Source organism: Neobacillus mesonae (genome assembly GCF_023715155.1).
GTDB classification, from domain to species: Bacteria; Bacillota; Bacilli; order Bacillales; family Cytobacillaceae; genus Neobacillus; species Neobacillus mesonae_A.
Genome location: NZ_JAMBNQ010000010.1, coordinates 124,572 through 136,097, shown reverse-complemented (window position 1 = coordinate 136,097; position 11,526 = coordinate 124,572). Strand labels below are relative to the sequence as shown.

At 37.3% G+C, this 11,526-nt stretch carries 8 protein-coding genes, 8 tRNA genes and 2 rRNA genes; 12 read left to right on the top strand and 6 right to left on the bottom strand.

Features of this window, described 5'->3' with window-relative positions; genetic code table 11:
• The 10 genes from M3183_RS11390 to M3183_RS11345 all read left to right on the top strand — a co-directional run.
• Window positions 1–240 (top strand): 23S ribosomal RNA (locus M3183_RS11390); the annotation flags it as partial.
• Window positions 241–376: 136 nt separating this feature from the next.
• Window positions 377–492: ribosomal RNA gene (gene rrf, locus M3183_RS11385) — 5S ribosomal RNA — on the top strand.
• 110 nt (window positions 493–602) lie between these two features.
• A tRNA-Val gene (locus M3183_RS11380) sits at window positions 603–678 on the top strand.
• A 61-nt stretch (window positions 679–739) separates the two neighbouring features.
• Window positions 740–815: transfer RNA gene (locus tag M3183_RS11375), tRNA-Lys, on the top strand.
• Between the two features lie 10 nt (window positions 816–825).
• Window positions 826–907 (top strand) — tRNA-Leu (locus tag M3183_RS11370).
• Window positions 908–1,170: 263 nt separating this feature from the next.
• A tRNA-Phe gene (locus M3183_RS11365) sits at window positions 1,171–1,243 on the top strand.
• A gap of 21 nt (window positions 1,244–1,264) precedes the next feature.
• A tRNA-His gene (locus M3183_RS11360) sits at window positions 1,265–1,340 on the top strand.
• Between the two features lie 7 nt (window positions 1,341–1,347).
• Window positions 1,348–1,421 (top strand) — tRNA-Gly (locus M3183_RS11355).
• Between the two features lie 3 nt (window positions 1,422–1,424).
• Window positions 1,425–1,501: transfer RNA gene (locus tag M3183_RS11350), tRNA-Ile, on the top strand.
• Window positions 1,502–1,659: 158 nt separating this feature from the next.
• Window positions 1,660–1,731: transfer RNA gene (locus M3183_RS11345), tRNA-Asn, on the top strand.
• Window positions 1,732–2,036: 305 nt separating this feature from the next.
• Here the strand turns inward: M3183_RS11345 and M3183_RS11340 are convergent.
• Together M3183_RS11340 and M3183_RS11335 are read right to left on the bottom strand one after the other, a co-directional pair.
• A complete protein-coding gene (locus M3183_RS11340) occupies window positions 2,037–2,615 on the bottom strand; it encodes an HNH endonuclease (protein WP_251469611.1) in 579 nt (192 codons plus the stop codon).
• 1,076 nt (window positions 2,616–3,691) lie between these two features.
• On the bottom strand, window positions 3,692–4,441 hold the full coding sequence (locus M3183_RS11335; protein WP_251469609.1) for an SDR family NAD(P)-dependent oxidoreductase: 750 nt from the start codon (window positions 4,439–4,441) through the stop codon (window positions 3,692–3,694).
• A gap of 473 nt (window positions 4,442–4,914) precedes the next feature.
• Between M3183_RS11335 and M3183_RS11330 the strand changes: the two genes are divergently transcribed.
• Window positions 4,915–5,898 carry a tRNA dihydrouridine synthase gene (locus M3183_RS11330; RefSeq protein WP_251469634.1) on the top strand — a complete coding sequence of 328 codons (984 nt, stop codon included), beginning with the start codon at window positions 4,915–4,917 and terminating at the stop codon, window positions 5,896–5,898.
• 724 nt (window positions 5,899–6,622) lie between these two features.
• Here the strand turns inward: M3183_RS11330 and M3183_RS11325 are convergent.
• Together M3183_RS11325 and M3183_RS11320 are read right to left on the bottom strand one after the other, a co-directional pair.
• Window positions 6,623–7,201, bottom strand: a complete 579-nt coding sequence (locus tag M3183_RS11325; RefSeq protein WP_251469607.1) for a hypothetical protein — start codon at window positions 7,199–7,201, stop codon at window positions 6,623–6,625.
• Window positions 7,202–7,337: 136 nt separating this feature from the next.
• Entirely contained in the window at window positions 7,338–7,844 is a 507-nt protein-coding gene (locus M3183_RS11320) for a hypothetical protein (protein WP_251469605.1), read from the bottom strand.
• Window positions 7,845–8,561: 717 nt separating this feature from the next.
• Here M3183_RS11320 and M3183_RS11315 point away from each other — a divergent pair.
• Window positions 8,562–9,395 carry an SPL family radical SAM protein gene (locus M3183_RS11315; RefSeq protein WP_251469602.1) on the top strand — a complete coding sequence of 278 codons (834 nt, stop codon included), beginning with the start codon at window positions 8,562–8,564 and terminating at the stop codon, window positions 9,393–9,395.
• Between the two features lie 721 nt (window positions 9,396–10,116).
• On the opposite strand, the gene M3183_RS11310 is transcribed toward M3183_RS11315, so the two are convergent.
• Complete coding sequence (locus M3183_RS11310) at window positions 10,117–11,019, bottom strand: DMT family transporter (RefSeq protein WP_251469600.1); 903 nt, start codon at window positions 11,017–11,019, stop codon at window positions 10,117–10,119.
• A 55-nt stretch (window positions 11,020–11,074) separates the two neighbouring features.
• Window positions 11,075–11,518: a hypothetical protein gene (locus tag M3183_RS11305; protein ID WP_251469598.1), complete on the bottom strand. Its 444-nt coding sequence runs from the start codon at window positions 11,516–11,518 to the stop codon at window positions 11,075–11,077.
• Window positions 11,519–11,526 lie beyond the last annotated feature (8 nt).

The window sequence follows — 11,526 nt, the reverse complement described above, 5'->3', positions numbered from 1 at the left end:
AGGACCGGGATGGACGCACCGCTGGTGTACCAGTTGTCTTGCCAAAGGCATAGCTGGGTAGCTATGTGCGGAAGGGATAAGTGCTGAAAGCATCTAAGCATGAAGCCCCCCTCAAGATGAGATTTCCTTTTAGCTAAAGCTAAGTAAGATCCCTGAAAGATGATCAGGTTGATAGGTCAGAGATGGAAGCATGGTGACATGTGGAGTTGACTGATACTAATCGATCGAGGACTTAACCAAGAATGAAAAGCGTAAGCGACTGTTCAACTTCGACAGACGTTGGAGCTAGACAATTGTATGATTAAAGCGAACTCGTTCTTAACAAACTTCTTCTCTATTATCTAGTTTTGAGGGAATGAATCCTCAAATTAAATAGTCTGGCAGTAATGGCGAGAAGGTCACACCCGTTCCCATACCGAACACGGAAGTTAAGCTTCTCAGCGCCGATGGTAGTTGGGGCCTTGCCCCTGTGAGAGTAGGACGCTGCCAGGCTAAGCCCCTTTTGGGGCTATTATTTTGCCTTGTTTTTGATAATGGCCCATGGTCAAGCTGTAAAGACACTGTTCTTTCACGGCGGAAGCAAGGGTTTAAATCCTGTAAATGGAGGATTAGCTCAGCTGGGAGAGCATCTGCCTTACAAGCAGAGGGTCGGCGGTTCGATCCCGTCATCCTCCACCATGATGAAATAAAATAGTAGAGCAATTGCGAGGGTTCAAGTCCTCTGATTCGCACTTTATATGAGCCATTAGCTCAGTTGGTAGAGCATCTGACTTTTAATCAGAGGGTCGAAGGTTCGAGTCCTTCATGGCTCACCATTTTGAATATGCGGGTGTGGCGGAATTGGCAGACGCGCTAGAATCAGGATCTAGTGCTGCAAGGCGTGGGGGTTCGAGTCCCTTCACCCGCATTAAATTAGTTATAACAATACGGAAGTAGTTCAGTGGGAGAGCACCACCTTGTCTAGGTGGGAGTCCCGTCAGGATCGTCCGTATTACTCAGCAGGGTTTATCCTACTTTTGATATAGATTTTGTGTGGCTCAGCAGCTCAGTCGGTAAAGCAGATTACTTACTTCATCGAATTTGCTTCTGCGGTCCTCTGCTCAAAAAATCGTAAGATTTTTTGAGCAGAGGACTGAAAGTAAGACATTATATCGAAACTTAATTTAATAGGGCTCAGTAGCTCAGTCGGTAGAGCAAAGGACTGAAAATCCTTGTGTCGGCGGTTCGATTCCGTCCTGAGCCACCTTTTTAAAATTGTATTATGGCGGATGTGGCGAAGTGGTTAACGCATCGGATTGTGGTTCCGACACGCGTGGGTTCGATTCCCATCATCCGCCCCATGAAAATGCGGGTGTAGTTTAGTGGTAAAACCACAGCCTTCCAAGCTGTTGTTGTGAGTTCGATTCTCATCACCCGCTCCATATGGGCCTATAGCTCAGCTGGTTAGAGCGCACGCCTGATAAGCGTGAGGTCGATGGTTCAAGTCCATTTAGGCCCACCATTTTATAATAAAATATTTTTTATTCCGCAGCAGCTCAGTGGTAGAGACGAGCAAAGCTTCTTGAATAGTCGTCTAGTTGTACACGCCAAGAGGCATCTTGGATTACATACTGAGGTGTGGACACGAATTACGCTTTGAGTATGATGTAATTCTATTATTCCGCAGTAGCTCAGTGGTAGAGCTATCGGCTGTTAACCGATCGGTCGTAGGTTCGAATCCTACCTGCGGAGCTATTTTTTTATACTGGGAAGTACTTAAAAGGCTGATGAGGCCCCCTGCTAAGGGTTAGGTCGGGTAATCGTCACGAGAAACCAAATTAAATTTCTCCTTCTCCGTCATGCATATTGATACGCCTTTTACCTCAGCTGGGAATATACGCCTTCTAAACGTATGGTCAGAGGTTAGAATCCTTTAAGGCGCGTAGAAAAACCTAATCCGATTTGGATTGGGTTTTTTTATTAAGCTGGAGGAGTACGCGTGAGCTGATTTATTTGGGAAAACGGTCAGGAAAAGATTCTATGTTGGACCTGCTTTTTCAATAGTCCTCCAAACCTCTAATTTTTTGTGCAGCAATATACCACTCCTTAATGTAGGAATGTTCCAAAAAAGGAGGATAGGCTTTAATAATTTTAATAAACCAACTTAGTTTTCCATCCCAGTTTTCTAATTTCCCAGGTGGATATAAATTCCACCCAAGTTCATCTAAAGTAAAATTGGACTTTGCACTGTTCCTTTTCATTGAAGTAGTTACTAAATTTCCCTTTTCATTTGTTCCGCCTAATGTAACTGGAGTTATATGATCTATTGTAGGTAATAAATCCCAATAGGCCGGATGACACTCATTATATTTCCAGTTTGGATGAAAGGGAAATTCATTTGGATAGATTTTTGATAATATTCTTAGTACAGGTGGAAATAATAGCTTTTCTCCACTATATCGGTCTTTAAAACCATCCCTAACAAAAATACTTAACATATAAGCTTTTGTATAATGCCTTTTTACATAATCAATCTTTTTAAAAGGATAGTTGAGATTTATTAGTTCTGCCCCCGATTCTTTCTCTCCTGATTCAATTAGATCACAAACTTTCGAAATTAACATTGCTTTTTCCATTGTTGATGCTCCTTTGTTAACTCATTCTTTCCACTATACTTTCTATATAAAAAAATGACTCTACCTGCCATTATGTTAACTTCCTTTCCAGTAGTTTTACAATTCTTTCAAAGATCAATCCGATAATACGAACCATAATATTGAATGAAAGCATAGGGGATGAATGGACGTGTTACTCAAAGCTCGGATTGCCATACCAAATCCAGCTGATGCGTCTGTTTATTCAGCTGCATTTATAGAGGTTAACCCAATAGTTAGCCCTAAGCAAATCGCAGTTATAATGGGTAGAAGGTGTTACTTAATATAGAACCTATAGTATATTTATAGAAAATAAAAAAATGGGCATATAGTTTAGAGGGAAGCGAATTGAACCATTTTATTGTTATGCAAGGGAATACTTACTAGGAGGAGAAAGATCTAGATTATTTGGTCACCACAACAAGATAGAGAAGGTAATGTACTACATTCATGGAAACGGATGACCGAAGTAAGAGAAGGAGATCAAGCAATTCACTATGTAAAAGGAAATATCGTTGCTATTCGTTTTGCCAGTGAAGGCTGCAGCAAGTAGGACACCATCTGTTTTGCAAATCCATAATGGATGGATGATTAAGGCTATTTAGTAAATTTAAGATACCATGAATTATTATGGGCGGGTAAGTGTGTGTTGTGCGCTATAGATTTACTAGATATACTCAGAGCAAGCCATTCGAAGCCTTGGAGGATAGTACCAATGCAGGCACTTAATGAATAAGGGTTTAATTGCATTCGATGGACAAGGATATTTGCATATTTCTTAAGCCTTCAATGAAGAAATTTATATTAATTTCAAGGGCTAAGATACAAATTCATTCTAAAAAACAAAGCGTATTTTAAGTGCATAAAAGGAATATTTTCAAAACAAAAGGTAATTATAACTTGATTCATCCCCTAGCAAATACTTTGCAATTTTTTATAAAAATGTTTTATTAAAACTCACTTAGAATTCAAATAAAAAACCTATATAAATAGGCAAACTCAAGTTTGCCTATAATTTGAAAGCTATAAATAGTATTTTATTGAAATTTTCACAAAAATTATTTTGTGTTGGTGAATCCACCATCAATCCGAATAACCTCACCATTGATATACTGTGCTTTGGAAGTTAATAAGAATGTAACAAGTTCAGCCACTTCTTCTGGTTTACCCAAACGCTTTTGTGGTATACCACCTGTTGCATTTTCTTTCATTTCCGGATTCGCTTCGTAAAAAGCTTTAACCATAGGTGTTTCAGTAGGTCCTGGAGCAATGGCATTTACACGTAATCCGTCTTTTGCATATTCAGCAACCATACTCTTCGTCAATCCAACAATACCATGTTTTGTCGCGGAATAAGTCACTACAGAGTCTTGACCGATTACACCCGCACTTGAAGCTGTATTAACAATCGAACCTCCGCCATTTTTCAACATGACTTCGGCTACATATCGGACACCATATAAAGCTCCCATTAGATTGATACCAACAATCCGGTCGATTTCTTCAATCTTCGTGTCCAAGAAGAATTTACCGCTGCCGGAAATCCCGGCATTGTTAAAGAAATAATCAATGGAGCCAAACTTTTCAACTGTTTTATCAACATAATTTTTTACTTCTTCTTGTTTGGATACATCAGCTTTGATGAAAATAGAATCAACTCCTAATTTTTTCACCATTTCAACTGTTTCATTTCCACCTTTTTCATTAACATCCACTACCACAATGTTAACTCCTTCTTCTGCTAAACGGACTGCTGTTGCTTGGCCCAACCCACTGCCAGCGCCGGTAATAATCGCAACTTTATTCACGTATAAAACCTCCCATTTTATTTAAAAGCTTAAAAGACGTTAAGGTCATTTAAGTCAATTGTGAAAGTATGTACTCGTTTTCTTCATATTTATTAAAAAACAAGTTTTACCCCTTCAGCTCACCTAACACCATACCTATAAAATCTTTTCCAGTTCTTGATTTATTATACAGAGTCATTTCTACCAGAAATTGAGCTTGTTAAACTGTCCCCATATGTAGTATTTCCATGAAAACGCTGAAACCTGGACAATAAGTCTATACTTCTGTCTCCAATTACCTCAACTTCCCTAATTTTCTTTGCACTTTTTATTTGTTAATATTAAAGTGTATAGTGATCAAAATTTACTATAGTTAGTTTATAAAACGTGCTAAAGCACGGTATAAGTGGAAAAGAAGCAGGGAAATCCTTGCTTTTTATTTTGGGGGACAGTGCTTGTCCAGGTGTCCCATATGAGAGGATTTGAATTTGACTATGATAAATAATTTTTGGCGTGATTTACCACGACCTTTTTTCATACTAGCACCAATGGAAGATGTGACGGATGTTGTTTTCCGTCATGTAGTAAGTGAAGCCGCCAGACCTGATGTGTTTTTTACAGAGTTTACAAACACGGAGAGTTATTGTCACCCACAGGGGATTCAGAGTGTACGTGGGCGATTGACTTTTACAGAGGATGAACAGCCAATTGTAGCTCATATATGGGGGGATAAGCCTGAATACTTTCGGCAAATGAGTTTTGGTATGGCGAAACTAGGCTTTCGGGGTATAGATATCAATATGGGCTGTCCTGTACCTAATGTGGCACAAAATGGGAAGGGAAGCGGTCTTATCCGTCGTCCAGAAGTTGCGGCAGAGTTAATACAAGCAGCAAAAGCAGGAGGGCTGCCCGTAAGTGTAAAGACAAGGCTTGGTTACACGGATGTAGACGAATGGCAGGATTGGCTGACACACATATTGAAGCAAGACATTGTCAATCTATCCATTCATCTGCGTACAAGAAGGGAAATGAGCAAAGTAGACGCACATTGGGAGATGATCCCCGAGATTAAGAAACTTCGTGACCAGGTAGCACCGGATACACTTTTGACAATCAATGGGGATATTCCTGACCGTCAAACTGGCTTGAAGCTCGCTCTTCAATATGGTGTTGATGGGGTTATGATTGGGCGTGGTATTTTTAAAAATCCATTTGCCTTTGAAAAAGAGCCAAAAAACCATAGTAGTAAGGAATTGCTTGATCTCTTAAGATTGCATCTGGATCTCCATGATAAATACTCAAAATTAGAGCTGCGCTCGTTCAAGGCTCTTCATCGCTTTTTTAAGATATATGTTAAAGGATTTCGAGGGGCGAGTGAATTAAGAAATCAATTAATGAACACAGAGTCAGCAGATGAAGTTCGCGCATTGCTCGATAACTTTGAGCAAAACAATGTTGATGTGATGGGGGAACAGTAGAATGATGTGTCCCCCTGTTTGAAATCGGGGGGCCTTCGTTTTTTTCTTATAGTCCCAAACAAATTCCTTCATCTGGTTTCCATGGCTGCTGTATTTAAGGGAATCAGGCGTTCCTCAGCTAACAGTCTACAAGGCTTTTTTGTTACTGGAATACTAATCTAGGATGAATTTATTGTTATACCTTTTAAGAAAGTTAAGCAAATGGCAGGGGCTTAAATTCCTTCTATTTCTTCGCATTCGCTTTTATTTCTACGATGTAACCCGAATATCCGAACCGAAATAAACATTTTCAATTCCAGCCCTGATTTTGCGAAATAATATTTTTCCAATATTTCAGGGCATAATTCTTTTAAATTCTTGTCATATTTCGCCTTTCCCAACTTTGCAGAGGGGAGATTTTGAGGAAGGATTATGTTAACTACCGAAAAAATGTGTGAAAACAGTAATAAAGCTGCAAAAATGCCATTTTGAAACCAAAAATCCTTCATTTTGGGGGTTCAGACGGAAAATTACTTTTTCACGAGATGGGATGTGGGGTAGAATCGGAGATTGCAAAAAAGTATTGGGCTGAACAAAAGCTGTAACCCAAGGCACCAATAGATTAAAAAGTGCCTTTTCTGTGGAAAAAGATCTTAAAATGTTGATAAATTATATTAGAGTTTACACATATTGAGATAACTGCTAGGCTGATAAAAAAGAATAAGCAGGAACCAAGGGGCCTGCTTTACACATTATGTTCTAGTTCAGAGTGTTGCTGCAGTTTCTTGACGTATGCATTTAAAACATTACGGCCTGAATCCAAAAGCTTTTTATGATATTCGTCAAAGTTTAATTTTAGCATAAATTCTAATTTTCCAAATGCCTCATAAACCTCAGCGAGATTTATAGTTTCCTCATTATACATTCTATCTACAAGGTTTATATATACAACTACAACCTCCTTAGTAACCTCTTCGAACTTTTTGGTTTCTAACTTGATAAATTTTGATGGATCATCCACAAAATTAGTGGTATTTTTTTCAGTTCGTTCTAGGTGATTTTCTAAAGTCTTACTAAGGTAATAGTGAAAACTATCTATTTTATTTGCTCTTTCAATACAACTTATAGCGAAACTGCAGAATTCAGAAACTTTAAAGTTGTACAAACTTGAGTATAACAAATAAATATCTTCAAGATCTTTTAAAACTGAAGTGTACAGTTTATCTGAAATACGTGAGCTCTCAGTAAAATACACTATTAACTCATTTGGTAAGTTTAACTTCTTTATATCGTCTTTCTCCATTAATTTCTCATCGACAGTCATTTTAAATACCTCCATTATCTCAACAACCTATAAAAATAGGAAACATAAAATTAGTTCATAAGTAAGAATAGATTTAATTGAAATCGAGAAAAACGATTAAATATTTATTAAATCAATTCGGATATAAAAATGATGATTATTTAATTATCTCTTCGATTTGTTTAGCAATTTCAAAAACTCTGTCATATTTTTCTAATTTGCTCTTATATTCATTTATTTCAATTTGATGCTCTTGTACAACCAATAGTTTTGAGACAATTTCTTTATTATCCTTAACAATTTGATAGAAGTTGTTAAAATTATTAATATATAGATTTAAAAGGGTTTCATTATAAGTAGAATCCCAGTTTTTTATACTTTTACTCTCAGCGGCTATGTTGGGGGAGTTCTGCTCATTTACGAACAAAGATGACTGCTGGCTCTGTAAAAAAATTTGGTAACGGTTTTTATAGGGTTCCACTTTAAGTATCTTGTACCAGCGGGATTTGACTGAACCAAAGTTTAATTGGTATTTTTCACATACAGCTTTAATTGCTTCAGTAATAATTTTCCCTTCCTTACTGAAAGAAATCACTTCGTTAAAAAGTTCCTCGTTACTTAGTTGTTTCCGTTGGGTACTCCCTTGTTGTTTTGTAGAATACATTGGTGCTCTCCTTTTTAGTTTTTATTTTTTTAAGGAAAAAATCCTATTTTAGTTAATAGTTCTTTTTTGTAGTGAACTTGTAGTTTAGTTTCTTTTAATTATGTACACTTTTGAGGTGATGAGTTTAAAAAGTTGTTCCAATAAGTATACTAAATTATCAGCAACGAAAAACGCAAGGAAAATATTTTTTAAAACGAGTATTTTTTGTTCTACTATATTTACACTTTAGTTTAATTTGGGGAATAATGTTAGTACACTCTGTTCTTCTAAATTAGTTATATAATTACAAAGGTATAAGTAAAGCTTTAAAGGTCTTAAACAAGGTTTTAATAAGATAATAAATGATGTGAAAGGTTACCTTTATGAATAAGTTGTCTAAATCTCATAAATGTATCAAACTAAGTGCCGGGTAAACTAAATTTAGAATAAAACAATTCTTTGATAGGTATAAAGAGTTATAAGTGATTTTGGTTCTATATTGTCCCATTACTCTTTTTCTTCTATGTAACCAGCAAGATTAATTTCTTTCACATAGAATAAACATTCCAATTCAGGCACGGTTTTTGTGAAAATAAACTTTTCCGATTTCAGGGTTCTTTCTTGCTCACTATGTGGTAATTTGCTGGCAGGAGGATTGTTTAGAGAAGTGAATGCTATTTTAAAGTAAAATAAAAAGAGGAATTATGTGAGATAGAAGGTATAGACAGGAGGGATTAGATGAGCATCCAATTAAATGAAATACTTTCAAGGAAGATATTAACTGAAGCAAAAGGGTATTTAGATGTTGGATTTACGCATTCCTTAAATCCATATAGCCGATGTGGCTTTTCCTGCCTTTATTGCTATGTAAGAGAAATGCCTATTCAAAAATTCAAAGGCCTTCCTTGGGGAGAATGGGTAGATATTAAAACAAATGCTGCAGAAAATTACCGGAATGAAATCAAGAAACTTCGTAAAAAAAACAAACCGGTAAACATTTTTATGTCTTCTGCAACAGATCCCTACCAGCCAATTGAACGTAAAGCAAATATTACACGAGGGCTGTTAGAAGAAATGATTGAAAATCCTCCTGACTTTCTCCAAATTCAAACACGAGGGCCGCTCATCGGAAGGGATATTGAGCTAATAGTTAAATTAAAGGAGAAATGTAAAGTCCTTGTATCAATGACGATTGAAACAGATAGAGAAGATATAAAGAAGATATTTGCCCCATACGCTCCTGGGATAAAATTGAGGTTAAAAGTTTTGAAAGACGTTCATGATGCGGGAATACCTACTCAAGCCTCCATTTCTCCCGTATTGCCATTTACACCTGGGTTTCCAAAGACCTTAGATGGAATCGTAGATCATATATGGATTGATACTCTTCATATTGGAGATGGTTCTATGGGCAAACGTTCAAACAGGCTGGGTATGCCAAAATTATTTGAAGAACATGGACTATCGGAGTGGTTTCAACAAGACTTACATGTAAAGGTGGAAAAGTATTTTAAGAAATACTTTCCTGGTGAAATGGTACGAGTTTCAAAACAAGAAGCATTCCTGGAATAAGGAAACCTTTTGGTAATCTTTTGGTAATCACTTGCACCGGGGGAAAATGATCAGGATTCTTACCATCCTCATGACTGAGAGTGCCAACTACGGTAAAAGTCAGCCCGTTAATTTACCCGATACATAGGAATAATGAGTTGCAGAGGTAAAAATGCCCAGTTATTCTTCCCGTACTCCCAAAAAGAAGCATGTAACGGACAAAATCAGCCTGTTATTTTACCCGTTTCAGAAGAATGATGAGACACTCGGTCAAAATCACACTATGATTCTTCCCGTTCCTCCAAGAATGAAGCGCGTAACGGACAAAAACGTCCCGTTATTCTTCCCGATATATAAGAATAATGTGTCGCAGAGGTAAAAATGCCCAGTTATTCTTCCCGTACTCCAAAATGAAGCAATGTAACGGACAAAATCCCCCTGTTAATTTCCCCAATACACAAGAATAATGAGTGTGTCGGACAAAATCAATCTATGATTCTTCCCGTTTCTCCATAAATGAAGCGCGTAACGGACAAAAACGTCCCGTTATTTTTCCCAATACATATGAATAATGATTGCAACGGACAAAATCACTCTATGATTCTTCTCAATCTCTATGAAAATGGCCCGCTGCGTGTCGGAAATCTTTATTTTAACACGGTAGCTAGCAGGAGATTTCGGCAGAGTTCTTTTGGTTAGGCAAAAAGGCAAATAACCCTTTGGGCCTTGCCTTTTAATATTTCTAATTATGCAGTTGTAATCCAATAGATTCCTTTTTAGGTTTCACGCTGACAAGCACAATACTTAGCACAACCAAGATGATTCCTGCGAAAAGGCTGATTGTTACTTTTTCATGCAGGAATAAGGAACTCCCTAAAATAGAGATAATAGGGATTAGAAAAGTATAAGTTGATACTTTGCTTGCATCCCCGGAACTAATCAGTGTAAAGAAATCAAGCCAGCCAAGCGCAATCACAAATATAGAGATAAATAATAAGGTTAGTGTAAACGGCAGGTTCCATGAAACAGACGACCAGCTTTCCGTTCCCGTTCCAGAGACAAGCAGGAACAGCCCTCCAATAATAATATGAAGCGTAGTCAGCCAAATTCCATCTACTTTTTGAGATGTTTTTTTCATATACACCGTACCCAGCGCCCAACTAATAGCCGACCCTAAAGCAAGCAAAACACCGGTAATTGAAATATGTCCAGCTAATCCACCTAAACAAACGATACCGACACCTGCAAAACCTAATATTAACCCTGCCGCTTTAAAGGCGTACATGGATTCACCAAGCCAAATCCATGAGAAAATCCCCACTAATACGGGTTGGAGAAAAACAATGGTCGTAAAAAGTCCTGCTGGTAAATAATTTAATCCGACAGTTTGCAGTCCGTAATATAAAATAATATTTAAGATTGCTGATACAAAGTAAATTGGCCATGTTTCTTTAAAACGAAGCAAGTTATATCTTGGAATTGCAAAAATAAGTAACAGAAGTCCGCCTAAAAATAATCGCATCCCTGCAAATAATAGTGGAGGTGAATAATTTAAGGCAAATTTAGTCATAGGCCAATTAATCCCCCACATGATGACGAGAAAAGCGAGTAGAAAGGCACTTTTTACTCTAACAGGGTTCCTCATATGTAACCTCCTTCACAAAGTACGATTACCTCATCCTGGGTACTATACAAATAAACTAATAAACAATGTAAATGCCAAGATGTTTTTCTGCGCATGCTAGACAGGTATTTTTATCATAAAATTCATTTGCGTGCATTTTCCTATTACAATACCGGCATTTGCGATATTCTCTTTTTTTAGAAGCAACGGCTTTAGCCGTTTCATCGATAATCTTTTCCTTTTTCTCGTCTTCTGTCATGGATTGAAGGTCCTTCCAAGGAAGCTTTCGTGTGAATTTTTTAGTGGGTAATGGTATAGAGGGACTTTCCCAAATGAACGTGTTATACCCCCACTCAATTCCATATGAAGTTGCAACAAGGAATATCTCCGGCTCATCGCAAAATCCATCCAGTTTAAAATAATGAAATACGTTTTTTAATGACATCTCCTCAGAATCTATATGATCATCTTGCATTTTCTTGGTAACCCACTGAGTAATTTTTACCTTCATTGCAGCCACTTTAGATT